The following is a 24564-nucleotide window of genomic DNA, read 5'->3' on the forward strand; positions in this document are numbered from 1 at the left end:
TCCTTTAAATCAATTCACGGACGTCGATGAAACGACCGTTCACCGCTGCCGCAGCCGCCATGGCCGGGCTGACCAGGTGGGTGCGGCCACCGGCGCCCTGACGGCCTTCGAAGTTACGGTTGGAGGTCGAGGCGCAATGTTCGCCGGACTCCAAACGGTCCGGGTTCATCGCCAGGCACATCGAGCAACCCGGCTCACGCCACTCGAAACCGGCCTCGAGGAAAATCTTGTCGAGACCTTCGGCTTCCGCCTGCGCTTTGACCAGACCCGAGCCCGGCACCACGATGGCTTGCTTGATGGTCGAAGCGACTTTGCGGCCCTTGGCGATGACGGCGGCAGCGCGCAAGTCTTCAATGCGCGAGTTGGTGCAGGAACCGATGAACACGCGATCCAGTTGAATGTCGGTGATCGCCTGATTGGCGGTCAAACCCATGTACTTCAAGGCGCGGACGATCGAGTCGCGCTTGACCAGATCCATCTCTTTGGCCGGATCCGGCACGTTCTGATCGACGGCCAAAACCATTTCCGGAGAGGTGCCCCAGCTGACTTGCGGCTTGATCTGTGTGGCGTCGAGTTCAACCACGGTATCGAACCTGGCGTCGGCGTCGGAGACCAGGTCTTTCCAGGCCTCGACGGCCATATCCCACTGCTCGCCTTTCGGCGCAAAGGGACGGCCCTTCACATAGTCGATGGTCTTCTGATCCGCTGCCACCAACCCCACGCGGGCGCCGGCTTCGATGGACATGTTGCAGATGGTCATGCGGCCTTCGACCGACAAATCGCGGATCGCGCTGCCGGCAAACTCGATGGCGTGGCCGTTACCGCCGGCGGTGCCGATCTTGCCGATCACCGCGAGGACGATGTCCTTGGCGGTCACGCCGAACGGCAATTGCCCTTCAACGCGCACCAGCATGTTCTTCATTTTCTTCGCGACCAGGCACTGAGTGGCGAGCACGTGCTCGACCTCGGAAGTGCCGATCCCGTGAGCCAGCGCACCGAAGGCGCCGTGGGTCGAAGTGTGCGAATCGCCGCAGACCACGGTCATGCCCGGCAAAGTCGCGCCCTGCTCCGGGCTGATGACGTGGACGATGCCTTGGCGGACGTCGTTCATCTTGAACTCGACGATGCCGTATTCATCACAGTTGTCATCGAGGGTCTGAACCTGCAAACGCGAGACCTGATCGGCAATGGCTGCGATGCCGCCCTTGCGCTCCGGGGTGGTCGGTACGTTGTGGTCCGGGGTCGCGATGTTGGCATCGATGCGCCAAGGCTTGCGCCCGGCCAGACGCAGGCCTTCGAAGGCTTGCGGCGAAGTCACTTCGTGGATGATGTGACGATCGATGTAGATCAGCGCCGAGCCATCGTCGCGCTGCTTGACCAAATGCGAATCCCAGAGCTTGTCGTAGAGCGTTTTGCCGGCCATCAGACGGTTCCTCATCAGCTTGTTTCTATGCCCTGGGCTTATCAATAACCCTTTGGCTTGTGAGGCCGATCCTATGGGGTTAGATTAAATAACTCAAATTCATATTTTTTATGCTTTGGATAACCAACTGGAATACGAACATGGATCTGGCCAACCTCAATGCTTTTATCGCGATTGCCGAGACCGGCAGCTTCTCCGGTGCCGGCGAACGCTTGCACCTGACACAGCCGGCGATCAGCAAACGCATCGCCGGGCTGGAGCAGCAGTTGAAGGTGCGTCTGTTCGATCGCCTCGGTCGTGAAGTCGGTCTGACAGAGGCCGGGCGCGCCCTGCTGCCGCGTGCTTACCAGATTCTCAACGTGCTCGACGACACCCGCCGCGCCCTGACCAACCTGACCGGCGAAGTCAGCGGGCGCCTGACCCTGGCCACCAGTCACCATATCGGTCTGCACCGTTTACCGCCGCTTTTGCGGGAATTCACCCGCCGCTACCCACAGGTGGCGCTGGATATTCAGTTCCTCGATTCGGAAGTGGCCTACGAAGAAATTCTCCATGGCCGCGCAGAACTGGCGGTCATCACCCTGGCGCCGGAGCCTCACACACTGGTCAAAGCCACGCCGGTATGGGACGACCCGCTGGATTTCGTGGTCGCCCCGGAGCATTCGCTGATCAGCAACGGCCCCGTCAATCTGGCCGACATTGCCGGTCATCCGGCCGTGTTCCCCGGCGGCAACACCTTCACTCACCATATTGTCCAACGCCTGTTCGAAGCCCAGGGCCTGACGCCAAACATCGCCATGAGCACCAACTATCTGGAAACCATCAAGATGATGGTCTCGATCGGTCTGGCCTGGAGCGTCTTGCCGCGGACCATGCTCGACGATCAGGTGGCGAGCATCGCTTTGCCGGGCATACAGCTCACTCGCCAGCTAGGCTATATCCTGCACACCGAACGGACGCTCTCGAATGCGGCAAGAGCCTTCATGGCCCTGTTGGATGCACAAATCGATCTGCCAGGGACTTGAGGCCAACTTGTGCTACTCCTATAGAGCCGCCGCCCCTGTGCCTAACGCCACCATCAGCTCAAGGCCTGTCCACGATGCCGAAATCTGTTGACCGAATTCCGCCGATGCCGCGTATTCAGGCGATTGACCCGCGACATTCCGAGCAGAGCTGGGAGAGCGCGCCGCAATTGCTCGCCGCGCTCAACGGCGCGCGGCTCGGCGCCTGGTATTGGGATATCGAGCGCGGGCAGATCAGTTGGTCGCGTGGCACTCAGGCCTTGTTCGGTTTCGATCCGCGCCAGCCGCTGCCGGCGGACCTTGAATACCTCGACTTGCTCCCCCCGGAAGACCGGGCGAAAACAGTTCGCGCCTTCCACGCGGTGATCGCCGGCGCACCGCTGGAGCAAGCGATGCACCACCGCATCCGCTGGCCTGACGGCAGCCTGCACTGGCTGGAGATCAGCGGCAGCCTGCTGCCGGATAAAAACGGCCGCCCCCGAATGATCGGGGTGATCCGTGAAATCACCCACCAGCGCCAACGCGAACAAGCCCTGAGCAGTTCGGAGAAACGTTTCGCGACACTTTTTCACCTGTGTCCGAACATGGTCTTGCTGACCCGACAGGAAGACGGCCTGATCAGCGAAGCCAATCAGTATTTTGAAAGCCTGTTTGGCTGGCCGGTACAAAGCGCCATTGGTCGCACCACGCTGGAACTGGGTCTGTGGGTGCACCCGGAACAACGCGCAGAGCTGGTGAAAAAGACCAAAGCCAAAGGCGAGCTGATCGCCATGGAAGTGCAGTTTCGCGCCAGCAACGGACAGATCCACGACGGTATTCTCAGTGCGCAGAAAGTCGAACTCGAAGGCCAGCCGTATCTGCTCAGCACATTCCTCGACACCACCGAACGCAAAGCCGCCGAGCACGCCTTGAAGGACAGCCAGGAACGCCTCGATCTGGCGCTCGACTCGGCGCAACTCGGCACCTGGGACTGGCACATCCCCAGCGGCATGCTCTATGGCTCGGCGCGGGCTGCGCAACTGCACGGGCTTGAGCCGATACCGTTTCATGAATCATTCGAAGAGTTTTTCGAAGGCGTTCCCGGCGAGGAGCGCGACAGCATGCGCGATGCCTACCGCAGCCTGCGCGAAGGCCCGGCGGGCAATTACCAACTGACCTATCGCGTGCAATTGCCGGACGGCAGCTCGCGCTATCTGGAGAGCCGCGCCCGTCTCTACCGCGACGACAACGGCGCCCCGCTGCGCATGGCCGGGACGTTGCTGGACATCACCGATCAGGTCGAGCGCGAGCAACGGCTGGTGGCCTCGGAAGAGAAATTCGCCACGCTGTTCCAGGTCAGCCCGGATCCGATCTGTGTCACCCGCCAGGACAGTGGCGAGTTCATCGAAATCAATAACAGCTTTACCCAGACGTTCGGCTGGAGCGCCGCCGACGTGATCGGCCACACCGCCGAAGAAATCGGCCTGTGGGACGCATCGGCAAAAAGCCTGCAACGCATTGAGCGGGTGATTCGCGAACAGGGTTTGAGCAATGTCGCGATCATCGTCCAGCACAAGGACGGCCAGTCGCTGACCTGTGTGATCTCCAGCCGGCAAATCAGCGTCGGCGATCAGCCCTGCATCGTCACCACCCTGCGCGATATCACTCAGCAGCAGCGCTCGGAAGCGGCGCTGAAAGCCAGTGAAGAGAAATTCGCCAAGGCCTTTCACTCCAGCCCCGACGCGATCACCATCACCGAGCGCGACACCGGGCGTTATCTGGAGGTCAACGATGGTTTTTGCCGCCTCACCGGCTATCGCGCCGAAGAGGTTGTGGGCAAAACCGTGTATCAGGTAGGGATCTGGGCCGAGGAAAAACAGCGCTCGGCGCTACTCGCTGAACTGCAGATCAAGGGTCGTGTGCATCATCAGGAAATGCTCGGGCGCAACAAACGCGGCGAGTTGCTGACTGTGGAGGTCTCGGTCGAACCGATCACCCTCAATGAAACCGCGTGCCTGCTGCTGACCGCGCGGGACGTCAGCCTGCTGAAAAACGCCGAGGCGCAGATTCGCCATCTGGCCTATCACGACCCGTTGACCAACCTGCCCAACCGCGCCTTGCTGATGGATCGCCTGAGCCAGCAGATCGCCCTGCTCAAGCGCCACAACCTGCGCGGGGCCTTGCTGTTTCTCGATCTCGATCATTTCAAGCACATTAACGATTCCCTCGGTCACCCGGTCGGTGACACGGTACTGAAGATCATTACCGCGCGGCTTGAAGCCAGTGTGCGCATGGAAGATACCGTCGCGCGCCTCGGTGGCGATGAGTTCGTCGTGTTGCTCAGCGGCCTCGAAGGCTCGCGCAACGAAGTCAGCGCGCAGGTGCGCGATCTGGCCGACACCCTGCGCGAATTGCTCTCGGAACCGATGTTCCTCGACGGCCAGCGCCTGCAAGTGACACCGAGTATCGGCGTAGCGCTGATTCCCGATCATGGCTCGACGCCGACCGACCTGCTCAAACGCGCCGACATTGCCCTGTACCGGGCCAAGGATTCCGGGCGCAACACCACGCAGATGTACCATAACACCATGCAGAAAGCCGCCAGCGAACGGCTGCGCATGGAGACCGACTTGCGTCTGGCGCTGTCGCGCGGTGAATTCAACTTACACTTTCAACCGCAGGTCGACGCCCGTGACAACCGCATCATCGGCGCCGAAGCCTTGGTGCGCTGGAATCACCCGGAACTGGGCGCGCAGTCACCCACCGAGTTCATCAAAGTGCTGGAAGACAGCGGCCTGATTCTCGAAGTCGGTACGTGGATTCTTGATGAGGCCTGCAATGCGTTCAAACAACTGATCGCGCAGCGACTGGTCGACCCGCTGAATTTCAGCCTGTGCGTGAACATCAGCCCGCGACAGTTCCGCCAGAACGACTTCGTCGAACGCATCGAACACAGCATGAGCAGCCATGGCCTGCCCTGCTCGCTGCTGAAACTGGAAATCACCGAAGGCATCGTCATTCAGAATCTGGAAGACACCATCATTAAAATGCGCCGCCTGAAAAAGCTGGGGGTGAGCTTCGCCATGGATGATTTCGGCACCGGTTATTCGTCGCTGACTTACCTCAAGCGTCTGCCGGTGGACACGCTGAAAATCGATCAGTCGTTTATCCGCGATGCGACGAGCGACCCGAACGATGCCGAGATCATCCGCGCGATCGTCGCCATGGCACGCAGCCTGGAGCTGGAGGTGATTGCCGAGGGCGTGGAGACCCCGGAACAACTGGCGTTCCTGCAAGGTTTAGGCTGCCATTTGTATCAGGGCTATCTGCACAGCCGTCCGGTTGCGCTGGAGGATCTGAAAAAGCTCCTGCCGTAAGCGGTGCACGTTGCCACAGACGGGCAATTGCCACGCTTTGCGCCAACCTGTAGGGTCGCGTTTTTTGCGCCGTTTCGAGATCTGTCATGCAGGATGCAACCCTCCCCCGCCCGGCTCTGCTGGGCATCGACCTTGGCACCACTAACAGTCTGATTGCCGTCTGGCAGGACGGTCAGGCCCGCCTGATTCCCAACGCCCTGGGCGATGTGCTGACGCCCTCGGTGGTCAGCCTCGATGAAGACGACACGATTCTGGTGGGCAAAGCCGCCCGCGCTCGCCTGACCACGCACCCGGATCGCACCGCGGCGGCGTTCAAGCGCTTTATGGGCAGCGATAAACAAGTCCAGCTCGGTGCACGCCAGTTCAGCCCGGAAGAGTTGTCGGCGCTGGTGCTCGGCTCGCTCAAGCAGGACGCCGAAGCCTTTCTTGGCCATCCGGTATCGGAAGCGGTGATTTCCGTGCCGGCGTACTTCAGCGACGAACAACGCAAACGCACACTGTTCGCCGCCGAACTGGCCGGCCTCTCGGTGACACGCCTGATCAACGAGCCAACCGCTGCTGCGATGGCTTACGGGCTGCATGAGCAGAAATTCGAACGCACGCTGATCTTTGATCTGGGCGGCGGTACGTTTGATGTCACGGTGCTGGAATACGCTTTGCCGCTGATCGAAGTGCATGCTTCCACCGGCGACAATTTTCTCGGCGGCGAAGACTTCACCGCTGCGCTGTTGCAGGCCTGCCTGAAACACTGGCAACTGACCCCGTCCATGGTCGATACGCAAAACATGGCCAGCCTCGGCGATGCGCTGGAGCAATTGAAATGCAAACTTGCTGAAGGTGTTCAGCCACTGAGCTGGCGCCATGGCGACAAGACGTTCGAATGGTCGCTGGACGAAGCCGCCGCAGTAAAGATCTGGGAACCGCTGCTGGCCCGTTTGCGCGCACCGATCGAACAGGCCCTGCGCGATGCCCGCCTCAAGCCCCGCGACCTCGACAGCCTGGTGCTGGTCGGCGGCGCCACGCGCATGCCGGCGGTGCAGCAAATGGTCGCGACGCTGTTCGGGCGCCTGCCTTACCGGCATCTTGATCCGGATACCCTTGTTGCGTTGGGCGCGGCGACGCAAGCGGCGTGCAAGGCGCGTGACGGGGCGGTTGAAGAACTGATCCTGACGGATGTCTGCCCTTACACACTGGGCATTTCGACCATGCGCGGCGATGACATCAAAGGCGCTTTCTCACCGATCATCGAGCGCAACACCGTCATTCCGACCTCAAGGGTGGAGCGTTACCACACGACCTCTTCTGGACAGGAAGTTATCCGTATTGCGGTCTATCAGGGCGAACGTCCGTGGGTGCGTGACAACATTTTTATTGATGCCTTCGATGTCACGCTGACGCCCACCGAGCACATCCAGGCGCTGGATGTACGCTTCAGTTATGACATCAACGGCTTGCTCGAAGTTGACGTCACCCTGCCAGAGACGGGCGAACGCCACAGCCACAGCATCGACCGCAGCCCGACCGGACTTGATGTGCAATCGCGGCAAACCAGTCATGAACGCTTGAGCACGCTGAAAATTCATCCCCGCGACACCCTGCCCAACCGCACCCTGCTGGCTCGGCTGGAACGAGCGTGGACGCAAAGTCTGGGCGAAGAACGCCAGCGGATTGCCGACTGGCTGGACAGCTTCAGCACGGTGCTGGGCGGCCAGCGATCGGAAGAAATCGCCAGCCACCGCTTACAGCTCAACAAAGTACTGGACGAGTTACGCCTCTAGCCGATGAGTCGCCGCAAGGTCGCCTGCAATCCACCGGACAGGGTGTCTTCACCGCCACTGTCCGGTGGCACGCCATAACGATTGGGCAGCTTCTCTCCGGGAAAACCGAACAGTATCAGCGGCAGGAACGGTAACATCGGCGACAGCATCAGCAGAATCAGCAACATCGGAATGCCCCGCCCCATGTCATGCAAACGGCGCAGGACTGCACCGAGCAGAAACGCCAGGCCCAGCAGCAACACGACGATGCCGGACACAGGCGTACCGCTGAGCAGCGCCGCCAAGGGCGTCACCAGCAACGCGCCAATCACCTGCCAGATAAACGCCCCGCGCCCCAGCCGGGTACCCAGGCGCCAGAACGCAGCGGCGGGGGTTGGTCGCGTCTCGGCCTTGGCCAGCAACAAACGCTCTGACCACGACAGCAATGCGCTGAATGCGAAGCGCAGACCGAGTCCGTTTTCCGGGTCATCCTTGGCCCGCTGCATGCGCAACAGGGTTTTCTGCCTTGGCACGCCCAGATTGCCAAAACGCACCAGATCCTTCAGCACATCCAGGGCCAGGTAAAAGGCGTCGCTGACACCCTCTTCCGTGAGAGCCTCACGGGGCGGGTGTACAGGCTCACCCTTGATCAGACTGTGACGGAAGCCGTCGAACCAGTCCTGAGGATTGACCACCTCGGTGATACTTTCCAGCAGGTATTTGCGCTGTTGCGCAGTGAGCAACGGATCGTGGTACAGGACACCGCCCAAGAGCATGCGCCCGAGCAAATCTTCGTTGAAGCTGGCGATGTCGCTGCGCATGCACTCGAACAAACGGTCATTGCCCAACAGCCGGGTGCTGTCGAGCGCCTCATGCACACTGAACAACTGGCGCGCGAGCAGCGCATGCACCGGATCCGCCGCTTGCAGCCAGCCGAGCAGACCACTGGCGCGGCCCTGTTCGCGATTCAGTCGACAGAGCAGCGGCTGCAAACGGGCCAACGGGTGTTCGCGCGCAATGTTCATGGCGTCGACGCAGTGTGCCGATTGCGCGTCCAGCCAACGCGTCGGATCGTCGAGAGTGGCCAGCAGGTAAATCGCCTGACGATGCCATTCCCAGACATCAGACTGGCTATCGATGGCCGGAAGCAGCATGCCTTGCGCGGCCAGTTGCGCTTGCAACTTAAGCCCCGCAAGCCGCTCGTCACGTTTGTCGAGACTGAACGCTTCGGCAAGCCGCGCCAGCGATCGGGCGTCATAAGCGCGCAAACGGCGCATCCACAGCAGACTGAGCTCAAGCGGTTCGCCCTTTTCCAGCTCCGGCGCCAGTGGCGATGCCGGTTCGCTGGCCAGAAACGTTTCAAGCGCCCGAGGAATCGGCGCCCGGGTCAACCAGCAGATCTGCTGCCCGGCCTGATACTGCAAGCCTTCCAGCACCAGTTGATCGAGCACATCCGCCGGCTCAGCCGCGTCCATGATCCGTCGCAGCAATGGCACATCACCACGATGCAAAGCCCAGGCATGCTGGTAGAGCGTTTGCAGCGGCCGGTCATCACTGTCAATGATCAGCTCCGCCAACAACGGCAACTCGTCACCACTGATACGCCATTCGACAAATGCACCGGCAATGTCCTGCAACTCGAGCTGCCTGGCCCGGAACCAACGCCCGAGTGTTTCCGGACGCTGCGATGGACTGCCGTACTCTTGGGTGACATTGCTCAGATCCTCGGACCAGTCGCGGAAATTTTCCAGACGATCAAAAGCCTGAATCAGCAGCGGCAAGCGCTGAGGCTGATGGCGCGCACACAATGCCAGTAACCACGTCGCCGCTTTCGGATGTTGATGTTCGCGCCAGAGCCGCACCCACGCCTGCAGTGCCAACTCCTCCATTCCCAGCGCACTGCGCTGACAAGCCAACAGATAAAGCCAGTCAACATCTTCAGGCGCAAGCCGATGCTGCTCGCTGATAATGTCGAGAAAGTCTTTGTTGGCGATATCAGCCTGACTGAACTGTATGGCCAGGCGTTGCAACAACCCGTCATCAGCAGGCAGAGGGATGCAGGTGTGCAGACCGGCGAAATGACGGTAGTCGTCGAGCGACGCCTCGCGGTGCAGGTGATTCAGGGTGCGCACATACCAGAGTGTTTCCAGCTGCGCGACCGCGGGCCAATGGCTCATCAACGAAGTGTCGAACGGATCCCGCGTGGCGATACGCTGCAAAAACTCGTCGACATGCCGCGCGTTGTCAAAATCCAGATCCAGCATGCGGCCTGCCCAGCCCAGGCGCTCGGCCAATAAACGCGCGCAGACATGGGAAATCGGGCCGGCGTCGAGCAACTCGCGCAGCAATGGCCAGCAAATGTCGTCCAGCACTTCCAGCGGCAGCCGACCCAGTTCAAGGTTGAACGCCTGCCAGGCCGCCGGGTGGAAGCGACGTGTCGGATCAAGCAGCAATGCTTCAAAGTCGGCCATCGTCTGATCGGCAGGACTGACTTCATTGGCAACCGGTTGATCCGGCTCGACGACTTCCTCGCGGGCAAAGCGCAATGCCAGCTCATAGGCCTCACGCAGCGCCTGAAAACCTTCCGGATCGGTTTCCGGGTGGTGCTGCGGCAAGCGCGCGCGATAGGCGCCGCGAATGACCTCGTTGTCTTTGGTGGGCTCGATACCCAAGCGAATCCAGCAGCTCATGACCAGTCGAACTCCCCTAGCGAATCGGGCCGCTCGGGTGGATGCAGGGGCATGTCCCACGGCAATTGTGCGAACAGCGCGCGAGCATCACGATCAAGCTTTCTGATCACCACGGTGGTGCCGATGTAATCGCCTTGCCGGTCATATTCGTGCTCCAGCTCCTCATCCTTGTTGCCCAGGCAATGCCAGAAGGCTTTGCCGAAGACAAAGCCGTTCAGGTAGCTCGTCCAACTGTCGTAGTAGTAGCGCGCGCGTGCGGCCATGCGACCGTGCAGCCAAAGGCTTTCGGTGAGATCGATCCAGCCGTGCAGCACCGCAGAACGCAGCAGAAAACCCATGCGGCCAAGGTCCCAGGCACGGATGCCACCTGAACCGCACTCGCCAAATGTGCGACTGGCGAATTCGTAGAAAGCTCGCTGGCGGGTGTCGAGTGTGGCGAGCAAGGCCTGCCATTCGGACGGCAGACACCGCTCCCACTGCCGATAGGCTTCGTTCAACTGCGTAGCGTGGCCGTCATCGGCAGTACGCAACATGTCCAACAGTTGTTCGCGTGTAGTGATGCCCCAACCGCCTTCGACATCGACATGTTTGAGGTCAAAGCAATAGGTGGGTGCGGTGTAATCGGCGTCGGGATTGAGGGCGACCAACGGCGCAGAAAGCGCATATAGCCAGCGCTGTTCCATTTCGTCCATGAACAAAGGCTCCGGGGCCAGCGGGAATTAGGGAGTGCCGGCCTTGTTGGCGCGGATTGTAAAGAGCCGCAACAGCAGCGGCAAACGTTGCATCCGCTTTCTTTGCGCCCACAAAAAAGGCCCCGACGTATCGGGGCCTTCATTCAGCAGCTCATCGTCCGTTCAGACGATTGTGTTGCGGCACATGACTCAGTGCTGCAACGCTGGCTTCTGCGTCCCGTTGATCGGGATGCGTTTGGCTTTTGCTTCTTCCGGGATCACGCGCAGCAGGTCGATGCTCAGCAGACCGTTGCTCAGATCCGCAGCCTTGATCTCGATGTGATCGGCCAGGCGGAAGGACAGCTTGAAAGCACGCTGGGCAATGCCCTGATGCAGGAAGGTCACGCCTTCGTTGGCATCACGCTTGCCGCCACTGATGGTCAGCACACCTTTCTCGACTTGCAGCTCCAGGTCTTCTTCCTGGAAACCGGCTGCCGCGACGACGATGCGGTATTGGTCATCACCGTGTTTTTCCACGTTGTAAGGTGGATAGGTGCTGCCTGGCTCGTTGCGCAGGGCGGTTTCGAACAGGTCGTTGAAACGGTCGAAGCCCACCGAGGAACGGAACAGTGGTGCGAGGGAAAATGCAGTACTCATGGTTCAAATCTCCTGAAAACAAATCAGCAAGTTTTTTTGTCTCCGCGACCCGAATTCGGCATCGCGTAACCCTTAGATAGGGACCGCTGATTTGATTTCAAGAGATTATTTGCAGATTTTTTTCAAGCCGCTTCGGCGACCGGCAGACCGAGCAAACGCGAGACTTGATCCGGCTCCGTCTCACGGCGCAGCACGGTAAACAGCTCGGTGGCCTCGGGATAATTGCGCGTCAGCATGGCCAGCCATTGCTTCAAACGACCCGGCGACTGACGTGCAGTCATCTGCGCCTTGGCTTGCAGCCAGAAATCCTGGATCAGCGGCAGCAGCTCGGCCCAGGTCATCTCGACCACTTCTTCGCCGGCGCGGGCGGCAGCGATCTGTTTAGCCAGATCCGGGCGCGAGACCAGACCGCGACCGAGCATGATGTCTTCCACGCCACTGATTTCGCGGCAACGCCGCCAGTCTTCGACACTCCAGATATCGCCATTGGCGAATACCGGAACCTTGACCACGTCCTGCACGCGCGGAATCCACTCCCAATGCGCCGGCGGTTTGTAGCCATCCATTTTGGTTCGTGCATGAACCACGATGTGCTCGGCGCCACCTTCGGCCAACGCCGTGGCGCAGACCAGCGAACCGTCCGGGCTGTCGAAACCCAAGCGCATTTTCGCGGTGACGGGAATATGTGCGGGCACAGCGCGACGGACGTGCTCGACGATCTGGTTGAGCAGTTCCGGCTCCTTGAGCAGCACGGCGCCGCCACGGGATTTGTTGACGGTCTTGGCCGGGCAGCCGAAGTTTAGGTCGATCACCTCAGAACCGAGTTCACAGGCCAGTGCAGCGTTTTCCGCCAGGCACACCGGGTCGGAACCGAGCAATTGCACGCGCAATGGCACACCGGAGGCGGTGCGCGCGCCGTTGAGCAGCTCCGGGCCGAACTTGTGGAAATAGGCCGGTGTGAGCAACTGGTCGTTGACCCGAATGAACTCGGTCACGCACCAGTCGATGCCGCCAACACGGGTCAGCACGTCGCGGAGGATGTCGTCGACCAACCCCTCCATGGGCGCCAGAGCAATTTGCATGGGGAAAACACTACTTAAGGAAAAAACGTGCGGCAGTTTACTGGATTACGCGCAAATCCGCAGAACAACACATATCCCTTGTAGGAGTGAGCCTGCTCGCGATAGCGGTGTGTCAGTCACATATGTTTCGACTGAAACACCGCTATCGCGAGCAGGCTCACTCCTACATTAGATTTTCGCAGATTCCGGCATCTGGATCGCCGGGCCATAACCGTCAATGAATTCAGCCGGCATGCGCTTGGGCTTGCCCGTGGACAGCTCAATGCAGACAAACGTGGTTTGTGCGCGCAACAGCGTGGCATTGTCGCTCGGACGCTTGAGCTGGAAATGCCGTGTCATCTTCAAGCGCTGATCCCAATCGACGATCCAGGTCGCCAATTGCAGTTCGTCGCCTTCATAGGCGGCAGCGAGATAATCGATCTCGTGGCGCACCACCGCCATCGCCCGATCCAGTCGCCGATACTCGACCAGATCCAGCCCCAGACGCTGCGAATGGCGCCAGGCGCAGCGCTCGAGCCAGGTCACGTACACCGCGTTGTTCGCGTGGCCCAGCCCGTCGATGTCTTCGGCGCCTACTTGCAGATCAATGGTAAACGGCGTTGCCCGATCCCAGCCCATGCCCCACTCCCGGTCAATGTATTGAACCGAGGCAGTGTAACGGAGCTCAGGCCGATTGGCGCGCCTGAAGACTGCGGCCGGCCAGCAGTGATAACACACCATCAATCACCCGAGGGTCGGCCAGCACGCGCTGATGACCACCGCCTTCAAGGCGCAACAAGCGGCTGTCGAACCAGGATTCGTGGATCAGTTGCGACTCTTTGACCGAGACGAAGTTGTCGTCCTCGGCATGTACGATCAGGCCGGGCATATCCAGTTGATAGTGAGCAACGTCGAGCGTGGCGGCGCGCATACCGACATCCTGTTCGACCTGACGGATGAAAGCGGAACGGGCCCGGGGCGGCATGCCGACGTAGCGAGCGAAACCGCGCAACACTCCCAGAATGCGCGCAGGTGCAGCGATGCTGACGAGGGTTTCGGTGCGCAAGCCCAGTTGCACGGCGAGCATGGCGCTGGCGCCGCCCATGGAGTGGCCGATAACCGCTTGCAGTGGCGGCAACTCGGCAGCCGCTTCGAGCATTGCACGGGCGAACAATACGACATTGGCTTCACGCCCCGGCGAACGACCGTGGGCCGGACCATCGAGCGCGACGACGGTGTAACCGGCGTCGACCAGCGCAGTGATCAGCGCGGCGAACTGGGTCGGCCGTCCTTCCCAACCGTGCATCAGCAGCACTGTCGGGCCCTGACCCCAGCGCAGCGCCGAGAGGCCAAAGCGCAGAGTGATGCGCTCGGAACTGGCCAGCAGCGGCAGCTCCCAATCGCGAAGAGGCAGTGAACGCGGCGTCATGAATGCCAGACGCATTTTGCTCGCCACGCGTTTCGGTGCAATCCAGCCCAAGGTGCCATTAACGCCACGAACCCACTTCAACGTGTTCATCGCTCTCTCCTCAGGCGTGTTGCCTTCAGGTCAACGCACCGCCGACTTGGCGGCGCGCAGCAATCGATCGGATAAATCTCCAGGACCCAGTGCCCTTGCGAGCGCCAGTCCGCCCACCATCAAGGCCACATCGGCCAAGGCTTTGTCGGTGTCCTCAGGGCTGGACGCCAACTGCGCGACCATCAATTCCAGGTGCTCGTTCAGCGCGACACGAAACGACTCCGGCAAACGGCCCAGCTCGCCGATGGACGCTGGAATCGGACAGGCCGCGTCGCTGGAATCACGATGTTTGCGCGACAGGTAGAACGCGGCGACCAGGGCGCGCCGCTCTTCCCCGGTGAGTTCGGCATCCATGTCGGCAATCAGGTCGCGGCGGCGACCGAGTAGCTGCTTGAACGCTTCCAGCATCATCGCGTCCTTGCTTTCGAAGTGCGCATAGAAGCCGCCAACGGTCAGGCCGGCTGCGCCCATCACTTCGCCCACGCTAGGGTCGGCCGGGCCACGCTGAATCAGTGCGGCACTGGCAGCCTTGAGGATGCGTTCGCGGGTTTGAGCTTTTTTATCGTTCATCGTTGCCTCCGAATATTACGATTAGAATATTATTCGCATAATAATATTCTGCAAGTCAAGGATATGACCGCTGGTCTGAAGCACAGTGTAAGGAAAAAGGAGAGTTGGCCAAACGCCAGACAAACAAAAGGGCCATTCAATAATTGAATGACCCTTATAAAATCCCGCAGAGCGGGTAATCGTGGCGTCCCCTAGGGGACTCGAACCCCTGTTACCGCCGTGAAAGGGCGGTGTCCTAGGCCACTAGACGAAGGGGACACAAACCTTCTATACAACTGATCAGCGCTGAGAACTGATCGATTCAAGGCCGGTGTGGCCAGACCTTGAACTGTAAATTGGTGGAGCTAAGCGGGATCGAACCGCTGACCTCCTGCATGCCATGCAGGCGCTCTCCCAGCTGAGCTATAGCCCCGGATTTTTCGCCTCGCGGCGGAGTGACATCTTGCAACATCACTTCTGTAAAACTGGCGTCCCCTAGGGGACTCGAACCCCTGTTACCGCCGTGAAAGGGCGGTGTCCTAGGCCACTAGACGAAGGGGACGCAAACCCTTCTATACAACTGATCAACGCTGAGTGTTGATCGCTTCGGAGCCGGTGTGGCCAGGCTTCGAAGTGTAAATTGGTGGAGCTAGACGGGATCGAACCGTCGACCTCTTGCATGCCATGCAAGCGCTCTCCCAGCTGAGCTATAGCCCCTCATCGTTGATGTCATCGCTGAGGACGGGGCGAATCTTAAGGGCGTATCGAAAGCCTGTCAAACTTATTTTTGAAAAATTTCAAAATTTTTCGTCGGCATAACAATCACTTACCGCCCTCCCCCCGTAAATTCGGGAGAAGTGCCGAAGGCATGATCAAAAGATCGCAGCCTTCGGCAGCTCCTACAGCTAAGCAAAAGCAATCAGGCGATAGCGCCCAGCAGCTTTTCCCACTCTTTGTTTTCTTTCTTCGACACGCCGCCCAGCAGATCAATCGCCTGGCGCAGACGATAACGGGTCAGATCCGGGCCGAGGATTTCCATAGCATCGAGCACCGACACCGAACTCGCCTGACCAGTGATCGCAGCAAACATCAGCGGCATCGCATCGCGCAGTTTCAACTCCAGCGATTCGACCACAGCCTGGATCGTCGCGGTGATGTTGTCCTTCTCCCACTGACGCAGGCTTTCCAGTTTCCACAGGATCAACTGCATCAACTGGCGAACCTGATCGCCGGAAAGCTTTTTCGATTCGAACAGTTTGGCATCCGGATTGACGCCGCCGGCGAAGAAGAAGCCGCCCAACGGAGCAACCTGGCTGAAGGTTTCAACGCGACCCTGAACGTGCGGCGCGATCTTCATCATGTATTCGGAATTGAACGCCCACTTCTGCACGCGTGCAGCGAACTCCTCCACCGGCAGATCGCGCAGCCACTGGCCGTTGAGCCACGACAACTTCTCGATGTCAAAGATCGGCCCGCCGAGGGACACGCGCTTGAGGTCGAAGTTGTCGACCATTTCCTGCAGCGAGAACTTCTCGCGCTCGTCCGGCATCGACCAGCCCATGCGGCCGAGGTAGTTGAGCATCGCTTCCGGCATGAAACCCATGCGCTCGTAGAAAGTCACCGAGGTCGGGTTCTTGCGCTTGGACAGTTTGCTCTTGTCCGGGTTACGCAGCAGCGGCATGTAGCACAGCTCCGGTTGTTCCCAGCCGAAGTACTCGTAAAGCAGAATCAGTTTCGGCGCCGATGGCAGCCATTCTTCGCCGCGCAGCACGTGGGTGATGCCCATCAGGTGGTCATCGACCACGTTGGCGAGGAAGTACGTCGGCAGGCCGTCGGTCTTCATCAGCACTTGCATGTCCATGCGATCCCACGGGATCTCGACGTCACCACGGAGCATGTCCGGCACCACACAAACACCTTCGCTCGGCACTTTCATGCGGATGACGTGGGGTTCGCCGGCGGCCAGACGGGCCGCGACTTCTTCCTTCGACAGCAGCAGCGCGCGGCCGTCGTAGCGTGGGGTTTCGCCGCGGGCCATTTGCTCGGCGCGCATCTGGTCGAGTTCTTCAGCGGTGCAGAAGCACGGGAACGCGTGTCCCATGTCGACCAGTTGCTGGCAGTACTTCTGATAAATGTCGCCGCGCTCGCTCTGCCGGTATGGACCGTGCGGGCCGCCAACGTCCGGGCCTTCGCTCCAGTCGATGCCCAGCCAGCGCAGAGCGTCGAAGATCTGCTGTTCGGACTCGCGCGTCGAACGCAACTGGTCGGTGTCTTCGATGCGCAGGATGAACTCACCGCCATGCTGCTTGGCAAAGCAGTAGTTGAACAATGCGATGTAAGCGGTACCTACGTGGGGATCCCCGGTAGGCGATGGCGCGATGCGAGTGCGGACGGTGGTCATGGCATGTCTCGAAAAGAATGAAAAGCAAAACAATCAAGCGGCGAATGGTAACAGGCGACACCCGCCCCGCTCCAGCGGGCAGGGCATTTAAGCCAAGTTTGCGCCTGAAACGCCCGTTGGCCGCGTTGAATGGCCGAATATCAGCAGACGGCATTTACCGTTTATCGGCTGTATGCCAGATTCGCCTGCTGATAACTTTCCTTACAATTCCTCGACTACAGTTTGCCCATGCCTGCCCAACTCAAGCGTCGCCTGTTGATTTTCCTGCTGCTCGTCCTGCTGATCGCCGGGGGCTTTTTCGCCCATTGGTTTTTCAAGGGACGCTTTTATGAAAGCACCGACAACGCTTATGTCCAGGGCGAAATCACCCGTGTGTCCAGCCAACTGAGCGCGCGTATCGATGAAGTGCTGGTGCAGGACAATCAACACGTGGAAAAGGGCCAGTTGCTGGTGCGCCTCGAACCGAATGATTTCCGCCTGGCCATCGACCGCGCCAATGCCGCCCTCGCCACCCGCGAAGCCGAACGCCTGCAAGCGCAGAGCAAACTGACTCAACAAGCAAGCCTGATCGCCGCCAGTGATGCGCAAGTGGCGACCACCCAAGCGACGCTCGGGCGCTCGCAGATGGATTTATCGCGCGCCGAAACCCTGCGCAAACCCGGTTACGTTTCCGAAGAACGCGTGACCACCCTCTCCGCTGACGCCCATATCGCCCGCTCGCAAGTGGCCAAGGCGCAGGCCGATGCGCAGGGCCAGCGCCAGCAGGTCAACGCCTTGAACGCGGAAATCAAACGCCTCGACGCACAGATCGCCAACGCCCGCGCCGATCTGGCGCAAGCCGAACTCAACCTTACCCGCAGCGAAATCCACGCGCCGATCAGCGGCCTGGTCGGCCAGCGCGCTGCGCGTAACGGCCAGGTTGTACAGGCCGGCGCATACCTGCTGTCGATCGTCCCGGACGAAGACATCTGGGTGCAGGCCAACTTCAAGGAAACCCAGATCGGCCACATGCAACCCGGGCAGAAAGCCGAGCTGACCTTCGATGCCTATGGCGACACGCCGATCGAAGCGCGAGTCGACAGCCTGTTCGCCGCTTCCGGCGCGCAGTTCAGCCTGCTGCCACCGGACAACGCCACCGGCAACTTCACCAAAGTCGTGCAACGGATTCCGGTGAAACTGACCTTCAAGGCCGACAACCCGCTGCACGGCAAGATCCGTCCGGGCATGTCGGTCACCGCCAAAGTGAACATCAAAGACGCCCCGGACAATGGCCGGTGATGCGCTGATCCGCCCGGTCGGCGAACCGACCCGGCGCGACTGGATTGCGGTGATGAGCGTCATGCTCGGTGCCTTCATGGCCGTGCTCGACATCCAGATCACCAACTCGTCGCTGAAAGATATTCAAGGTGCGCTGTCGGCGACGCTGGAAGAAGGCTCGTGGATTTCCACCTCGTATCTGGTCGCGGAGATCATCATGATCCCGCTGACCGCGTGGCTGGTGCAGCTGCTGTCGGCGCGGCGCCTGGCGGTGTGGGTGTCGCTGGGGTTTCTGGTTTCATCGCTGCTGTGTTCGATGGCCTGGAGCCTGGAGAGCATGATCGTGTTTCGCGCCATGCAGGGTTTCACCGGTGGCGCGCTGATTCCGCTGGCGTTCACCCTGACCCTGATCAAACTCCCCGAACACCACCGCGCCAAAGGCATGGCGATGTTCGCCATGACCGCCACATTCGCGCCGTCCATCGGCCCGACGCTGGGCGGCTGGCTCACGGAAAACTGGGGCTGGGAGTACATCTTCTACATCAATATTCCGCCGGGCCTGATCATGATCGCCGGGTTGATGTACGGACTGGAGAAGAAAGAAGCGCATTGGGAACTGCTGAAAAGCACCGACTACACCGGCATCCTCACGCTCGGCATCGGCCTGGGTTGCTTGCAGGTGTTTCTTGAGGAGGGCCATCGCAAGGACTGGCTGGAATCGAGTCTGATCGTGACCTTGGGCAGCATTGCCCTGCTCAGTCTGATGACCTTTGTCATCGTGCAGATTTCCAAACCAAATCCACTGATCAACCTCGGCATCCTGCGTAATCGCAACTTCGGCTTGTCGAGCATTTCCAGTCTGGGCATGGGTGTCGGGTTGTACGGTTCAATCTATCTTTTGCCGCTGTATCTGGCGCAGATCCAGAACTACAACGCCCTGCAGATCGGTGAGGTGATCATGTGGATGGGCGTGCCGCAGCTGTTTCTGATTCCGCTGGTGCCGAAGCTGATGAAGTTTGTTTCGCCCAAGTGGCTGTGCACGATCGGGTTTGGGCTGTTCGGGTTGGCGAGTTTTTCGTCCGGGATACTCAACCCGGATTTCGCCGGGCCGCAGTTCAATCAGATCCAGATCATTCGCGCCTTGGGCCAGCCGTTGATCATGGTGACCATTTCGTTGATCGCCACGGCGTACATCCTGCCGCAGGATGCGGGGTCAGCGTCGAGTCTGTTCAACATTCTGCGCAATCTTGGCGGTGCGATTGGCATTGCCTTGCTGGCGACGCTGCTGGATGCGCGCACCAAGACTTACTTCGATTATTTGCGCGAGGCGGTGGTGCCGACCAATCCGCAGGTGGCCGAGCGCTTGGCGTCGATGACGGATCGGTTCGGCAATGACACGGCGGCGTTGGGCAAATTGAGCGAAATCGTCCATCAGCAGGCGGCGATCATGGCCTACAACGACGCGTTTCACTTTGTCGGGATTGCGCTGGGGATCAGCATGCTGGCGATTTTGTTGACCAAGAAACTGCCGCAGGGGCTGAAGGCTGGGGAGTCTCATTAAGACCGAGTCGCCCCATTCGCGAGCAAGCTCGCTCCCACAGGGGTTTTGTGAACGACACAATTCCAATGTGGGAGCGAGCTTGCTCGCGAACAGGCCCGACTAAACACTGCAAATTTTCAGACCGCCAAAAGCCGCTCACGCAGTTTGGCAATTTCATCACGCATCTGCGCCGCCGCTTCAAACTCCAGATCCCGCGCCAGCTGATACATTTTCTCTTCCAGCGCACGAATACGCTTGGTGATCTCGCTCGGCGAGCGCAATTCGGCTTCGTACTTGGCGTTCTCTTCGGCGGCCTTGGCCATGCCTTTGCGCTTCTTGCTGCGCGAACCCGGCACGGTAGCGCCTTCCATGATGTCGGCGACGTCCTTGATCACGCCTTTCGGGGTAATGCCGTTTTCCAGGTTGAAGGCGATCTGCTTGTCGCGACGGCGCTCGGTTTCGCCGATGGCGCGCTCCATCGAACCGGTCATCCGATCGGCATAGAGAATCGCCCGGCCATTGAGGTTACGTGCCGCACGGCCAATGGTCTGGATCAGCGAGCGCTCGGAGCGCAGGAAGCCTTCCTTGTCTGCGTCGAGGATCGCCACCAACGACACTTCCGGCATGTCCAGACCTTCACGCAGAAGGTTGATGCCGACCAACACATCGAAGGTGCCAAGACGCAGATCGCGAATGATTTCTACGCGCTCGACGGTGTCGATGTCCGAGTGCAGATAGCGCACGCGTACACCGTGGTCAGCGAGGTAATCGGTGAGGTCTTCGGCCATGCGCTTGGTCAGCGTGGTGACCAGCACGCGCTCCTCCACCGCGACACGCTTGCTGATTTCCGAGAGCAGATCGTCGACCTGGGTCAGCGCCGGGCGCACTTCAACCTGCGGGTCGACCAGACCGGTCGGCCGCACCACCTGTTCAACTACCCGCCCGGCGTGCTCGGCTTCGTAGTTGCCCGGGGTCGCCGAGACAAAAATGGTCTGCGGGCTGACCCCTTCCCACTCGTCAAAACGCATCGGCCGGTTGTCCAGCGCCGACGGCAGGCGGAAGCCGTATTCGACGAGGGTTTCCTTACGCGAACGGTCGCCCTTATACATCGCACCGACCTGCGGCACGCTGACGTGGGATTCGTCGATCACCAGCAAGGCGTCGGCCGGCAGATAATCGTATAGCGTTGGCGGCGCGGCACCGGCCGGGCGTCCGGACAGGTAGCGCGAGTAGTTCTCGATGCCGTTGCAGTAACCCAGTTCGAGAATCATCTCCAGGTCGAAACGCGTACGCTGTTCCAGCCGCTGGGCTTCCACCAGTTTGTTGTTGCTGCGCAGGTATTCCAGACGTTCCTGCAATTCGACTTTGATGTGTTCGATGGCGTCGAGCAGGGTTTCCCGTGGCGTCACATAGTGGCTCTTCGGGTAGAAGGTGAAGCGCGGCATCTTGCGGATGACTTCGCCGGTCAGCGGGTCGAACGCGGAAATGCTTTCGACCTCGTCATCGAACAGCTCGATGCGGATCGCTTCCAGATCGGATTCCGCCGGGAAGATGTCGATCACATCGCCACGCACACGGAAGGTCGCGCGGGCAAAGTCCATGTCGTTGCGGGTGTATTGCAAGTCGGCCAGACGTCGCAGCAGCGCACGTTGATCGAGTTTGTCGCCGCGATCGACGTGCAGCACCATTTTCAAATAGGTTTCCGGGCTACCCAGACCGTAGATGCACGACACCGTGGTGACGATGATCGCGTCCTTGCGCTCGAGCAGCGCTTTGGTCGCGGACAGGCGCATCTGCTCGATATGGTCGTTGATCGACGCATCCTTCTCGATGAAGGTGTCGGACGACGGCACATAGGCTTCGGGCTGGTAGTAGTCGTAGTAGGACACGAAGTATTCGACGGCGTTGTTCGGGAAGAACGCCTTGAACTCGCCATACAACTGCGCAGCGAGGGTCTTGTTCGGCGCCAGCACCAGTGTCGGGCGCTGCACCTGGGAGATGACGTTGGCGATGCTGAACGTCTTGCCCGAGCCGGTCACACCGAGCAGCGTCTGGTGCGCCAGCCCGGCTTCGATGCCCTCGACCAACTGACGGATGGCTTCCGGCTGATCGCCGGCGGGCTCAAAGCGGGTGACGAGCTGGAATTCGGACATATACACCTCTGGGATCGCGGTATTCCGCACCAAGCGGAGCACCACGGGGACGACCGCAAACGACCGATGTCGCGCAAGAAAAAACCTGGATTGTGCTCAATGTGGTGGCGATTGCCTCACCTTTCAAGGCAAACGTCCTACATCCGGTAAAGACTCTGACATGCGCAAGCGACTAACGGTCAAGAAATAATCGGAAAAACTTACCGTAAAAGCCGAATCGCCTGTCGCCATTGTTCCGTAATGGCCTCTATACTAGCTCCCCGTTTGTGCACCGCTCTAGTGCATCCGGCTGGAGCGCGACACGTCCCTCCATTCTCCATTCAGAGCCGCCGCAATAATGAGCCTGTTCTCCGCTGTCGAAATGGCACCCCGCGATCCAATCCTGGGCCTCAACGAAGCATTCAACGCCGATACCCGGACCACCAAGGTCAATCTGGGCGTGGGTGTTTACTGCAACGAAGAGGGGCGAATTCCACTTCTGCGCGCCGTGATCGAAGCCGAGACGATTCGCGTCGCTCAACACGCTTCGCGCGGTTACCTGCCAATCGATGGCATCGCCGCCTACGACCAGGCCGTGCAAAAGCTGCTGTTCGGCAACGATTCGCCGCTGATCAGCGCCGGTCGCGTCATCACCACTCAGGCCGTCGGCGGCACCGGTGCCCTGAAAATCGGTGCCGACTTCCTCAAGCAACTGCTGCCAAATGCCGTTGTCGCGATCAGCGATCCGAGCTGGGAAAACCACCGCGCCCTGTTCGAGACTGCCGGTTTCCCGGTGCAGAACTACCGTTACTACGATGCGGCCAGCCACGATGTAAATCGCGCCGGCATGCTCGACGACCTCAACGCGCTGCCGAACGGCTCGATCGTTGTCCTGCACGCGTGCTGCCACAACCCGACCGGCGTCGACCTGACCCCAGCGGACTGGAACAACGTGCTGGAAGTGGTCAAGGCCAAAGGTCACGTGCCGTTCCTCGACATGGCCTATCAAGGTTTTGGCGACGGCATCGATGAAGACGCCGCTGCCGTGCGCCTGTTCGCTGAGTCCGGCCTGACCTTCTTCGTCTCGAGCTCGTTCTCCAAGTCATTCTCGCTGTACGGCGAGCGAGTTGGCGCCCTGTCGATCATCAGCGAATCGAAAGAAGAAAGCGCGCGCGTGCTGTCGCAAGTCAAACGCGTGATCCGCACCAACTACTCCAACCCGCCGACCCACGGCGCAAGCATCGTGGCCGCTGTGCTGAACAGCCCGGAGCTGCGCGCGCAGTGGGAAGCCGAACTGGCGGAAATGCGCCTGCGCATTCGCGGCATGCGCGAGCAGATGGTTGCCCTGCTGGCGGAAAAAGCCCCGGGCCGCGACTTCAGCTTCGTCGGTCGTCAGCGCGGGATGTTCTCCTACTCCGGCCTGACCTCTGAACAAGTGCATCGCCTGCGTAACGAGTTCGGCATCTATGCCCTGGACACCGGCCGTATCTGCGTGGCCGCGCTGAACCAGAGCAACATCAAGGCAGTAACGGATGCGATTGTTCAGGTCATCTGATTTCGCGCTGTGATGAAAAACGGGAAGCCTTGGGGCTTCCCGTTTTTTATTTGTCCGAAGGAATGCAACATTCCCTCTAAACTGCACACAGATTTAACTGTGGGAGCGGGCTTGCTCGCGAAAGCGTCGGCTCAGTCACCATTTTTGCTGACTGGTACACCGCATTCGCGAGCAAGCCCGCTCCCACATTAGTGATGAGTTAACCCAAGAATTCTGCGAGAACCCAAATGAAAAACGACAATTTGCGCGCCGACCGTGACGATCTGGATGACTTCATCCCCCGCACCCCGGCGAAACGTGAAAAGAGCCTGGTGTTGCAAGTCGCCACCGGTGTCTTCCTGGGTGGCCTGGTCCTGTGGCTGGTGCAACTGGCCGCCACCGCGGCTTACGCCAAGCTGATGATGGGCACTATCACTTTCGGCAGTTAAGCCAGTTCGGTCGCACGTTGAGTCGCGGCGTCGTCATACACGACGTACAGCGATTCGGCGATCTGGCTTTTGATCGCCTTGGTGCTTTCAAGGCCCAGGACAAATCCTTCGGCCTTGCCACCGGCGCGGTTCAGTTCTTCAGCGGTGCTGGCCTGGGTGATTGCATCGAAGAGTTTTTCGGCGTGGGGACCGACGCCCTTGGGCAGGCTGATTTGCGCGATGCTCATGCGAGCACCTCGCTGTTGCGGGACAAACGGTTCATGGCGCGGACCTTTTTCGGCGAATGGCCGGCAGCGCGTGTGACCACTTCCGGGCGGCCATGGTAGACCTCTGCGACGCTTCTGGTAACCGCCAATCGCTGACAAACCACCGTCCATCCCAAGAATTCACTTAATTTTGCAACCCATGCTTGACTTCTCTTTTTGAATCAGTAACATACGCACCAATTCCGCAATAGCTCAGTTGGTAGAGCAAATGACTGTTAATCATTGGGTCCCTGGTTCGAGTCCAGGTTGTGGAGCCAAATAGCAAAACCCCTGAATCGAA

18 protein-coding genes and 5 tRNA genes are annotated in these 24564 nt (G+C 59.9%); 8 read left to right on the plus strand and 15 right to left on the minus strand.

The genetic code is table 11. The features are described from left to right. Nucleotides 1-4: 4 nt before the first annotated feature. The gene (leuC, locus tag ACM6IV_RS12085) at nt 5-1423 is read right to left on the minus strand and encodes a 3-isopropylmalate dehydratase large subunit (RefSeq protein ID WP_414870158.1); all 1419 of its coding nucleotides are present in this window, start codon (nt 1421-1423) and stop codon (nt 5-7) included. A 140-nt stretch (nt 1424-1563) separates the two neighbouring features. On the opposite strand from leuC, the gene ACM6IV_RS12090 reads away from it, so the two are divergent. From ACM6IV_RS12090 to ACM6IV_RS12100, 3 genes are all read left to right on the plus strand, one after another. Then, complete coding sequence (locus ACM6IV_RS12090; protein ID WP_414870159.1) at nt 1564-2448, plus strand: LysR family transcriptional regulator; 885 nt, start codon at nt 1564-1566, stop codon at nt 2446-2448. 74 nt (nt 2449-2522) lie between these two features. After that, the gene (locus ACM6IV_RS12095) at nt 2523-5801 is read left to right on the plus strand and encodes an EAL and GGDEF domain-containing protein (RefSeq protein ID WP_414870160.1); all 3279 of its coding nucleotides are present in this window, start codon (nt 2523-2525) and stop codon (nt 5799-5801) included. Nucleotides 5802-5887: 86 nt separating this feature from the next. Further along, nucleotides 5888-7579, plus strand: coding sequence for an Hsp70 family protein (locus ACM6IV_RS12100; protein WP_414870161.1), 1692 nt, complete (start codon nt 5888-5890; stop codon nt 7577-7579). Here the strand turns inward: ACM6IV_RS12100 and ACM6IV_RS12105 are convergent. From ACM6IV_RS12105 to gltX, 12 genes are all read right to left on the minus strand, one after another. Beyond that, complete coding sequence (locus tag ACM6IV_RS12105) at nt 7576-10248, minus strand: DUF805 domain-containing protein (protein ID WP_414870162.1); 2673 nt, start codon at nt 10246-10248, stop codon at nt 7576-7578. The two genes, ACM6IV_RS12100 and ACM6IV_RS12105, sit on opposite strands and share 4 nt — an antisense overlap. Continuing rightward, nucleotides 10245-10940, minus strand: coding sequence for a DUF1266 domain-containing protein (locus ACM6IV_RS12110; protein ID WP_414870163.1), 696 nt, complete (start codon nt 10938-10940; stop codon nt 10245-10247). Before ACM6IV_RS12110 ends, ACM6IV_RS12105 begins: the two co-directional genes overlap by 4 nt. 189 nt (nt 10941-11129) lie before the next feature. Continuing rightward, nucleotides 11130-11576: an Hsp20 family protein gene (locus ACM6IV_RS12115; RefSeq protein WP_123448646.1), complete on the minus strand. Its 447-nt coding sequence runs from the start codon at nt 11574-11576 to the stop codon at nt 11130-11132. Between the two features lie 122 nt (nt 11577-11698). Beyond that, nucleotides 11699-12658 carry a tRNA dihydrouridine synthase gene (locus tag ACM6IV_RS12120; RefSeq protein WP_414870164.1) on the minus strand — a complete coding sequence of 320 codons (960 nt, stop codon included), beginning with the start codon at nt 12656-12658 and terminating at the stop codon, nt 11699-11701. Nucleotides 12659-12826: 168 nt separating this feature from the next. Beyond that, complete coding sequence (locus ACM6IV_RS12125; RefSeq protein WP_414870165.1) at nt 12827-13276, minus strand: acyl-CoA thioesterase; 450 nt, start codon at nt 13274-13276, stop codon at nt 12827-12829. A gap of 46 nt (nt 13277-13322) precedes the next feature. Then, nucleotides 13323-14156, minus strand: coding sequence for an alpha/beta fold hydrolase (locus ACM6IV_RS12130; RefSeq protein WP_095124827.1), 834 nt, complete (start codon nt 14154-14156; stop codon nt 13323-13325). 30 nt (nt 14157-14186) lie between these two features. After that, complete coding sequence (locus ACM6IV_RS12135; RefSeq protein ID WP_122609047.1) at nt 14187-14726, minus strand: TetR/AcrR family transcriptional regulator; 540 nt, start codon at nt 14724-14726, stop codon at nt 14187-14189. A 182-nt stretch (nt 14727-14908) separates the two neighbouring features. Beyond that, nucleotides 14909-14984, minus strand: a tRNA-Glu gene (locus ACM6IV_RS12140). Between the two features lie 78 nt (nt 14985-15062). Next, a tRNA-Ala gene (locus tag ACM6IV_RS12145) sits at nt 15063-15138 on the minus strand. Nucleotides 15139-15191: 53 nt separating this feature from the next. Continuing rightward, nucleotides 15192-15267 (minus strand) — tRNA-Glu (locus ACM6IV_RS12150). Nucleotides 15268-15346: 79 nt separating this feature from the next. Beyond that, nucleotides 15347-15422 (minus strand) — tRNA-Ala (locus ACM6IV_RS12155). A 202-nt stretch (nt 15423-15624) separates the two neighbouring features. Beyond that, nucleotides 15625-17106, minus strand: a complete 1482-nt coding sequence (gene gltX, locus ACM6IV_RS12160) for a glutamate--tRNA ligase (protein WP_007913414.1) — start codon at nt 17104-17106, stop codon at nt 15625-15627. 228 nt (nt 17107-17334) lie between these two features. Between gltX and ACM6IV_RS12165 the strand changes: the two genes are divergently transcribed. Next, nucleotides 17335-18384: an HlyD family secretion protein gene (locus ACM6IV_RS12165; RefSeq protein ID WP_414870166.1), complete on the plus strand. Its 1050-nt coding sequence runs from the start codon at nt 17335-17337 to the stop codon at nt 18382-18384. Between the two features lie 49 nt (nt 18385-18433). Then, entirely contained in the window at nt 18434-19924 is a 1491-nt protein-coding gene (locus tag ACM6IV_RS12170; RefSeq protein WP_414870263.1) for an MDR family MFS transporter, read from the plus strand. Between the two features lie 116 nt (nt 19925-20040). On the opposite strand, the gene uvrB is transcribed toward ACM6IV_RS12170, so the two are convergent. After that, nucleotides 20041-22056, minus strand: coding sequence for an excinuclease ABC subunit UvrB (gene uvrB / locus ACM6IV_RS12175; RefSeq protein ID WP_414870167.1), 2016 nt, complete (start codon nt 22054-22056; stop codon nt 20041-20043). Nucleotides 22057-22393: 337 nt separating this feature from the next. Between uvrB and ACM6IV_RS12180 the strand changes: the two genes are divergently transcribed. Continuing rightward, complete coding sequence (locus ACM6IV_RS12180) at nt 22394-23590, plus strand: amino acid aminotransferase (RefSeq protein ID WP_414870168.1); 1197 nt, start codon at nt 22394-22396, stop codon at nt 23588-23590. 227 nt (nt 23591-23817) lie between these two features. Beyond that, a complete protein-coding gene (locus ACM6IV_RS12185) occupies nt 23818-24018 on the plus strand; it encodes a hypothetical protein (protein ID WP_123448639.1) in 201 nt (66 codons plus the stop codon). Here the strand turns inward: ACM6IV_RS12185 and ACM6IV_RS12190 are convergent. Continuing rightward, a complete protein-coding gene (locus tag ACM6IV_RS12190; protein WP_034152784.1) occupies nt 24015-24245 on the minus strand; it encodes a hypothetical protein in 231 nt (76 codons plus the stop codon). The two genes, ACM6IV_RS12185 and ACM6IV_RS12190, sit on opposite strands and share 4 nt — an antisense overlap. A gap of 220 nt (nt 24246-24465) precedes the next feature. Here ACM6IV_RS12190 and ACM6IV_RS12195 point away from each other — a divergent pair. Next, nucleotides 24466-24541: transfer RNA gene (locus ACM6IV_RS12195), tRNA-Asn, on the plus strand. The last annotated feature ends 23 nt before the right edge of the window (nt 24542-24564 follow it).

It is taken from the genome of Pseudomonas sp. IT-347P (genome assembly GCF_949768005.1).
Classification (GTDB): Bacteria; Pseudomonadota; Gammaproteobacteria; order Pseudomonadales; family Pseudomonadaceae; genus Aquipseudomonas.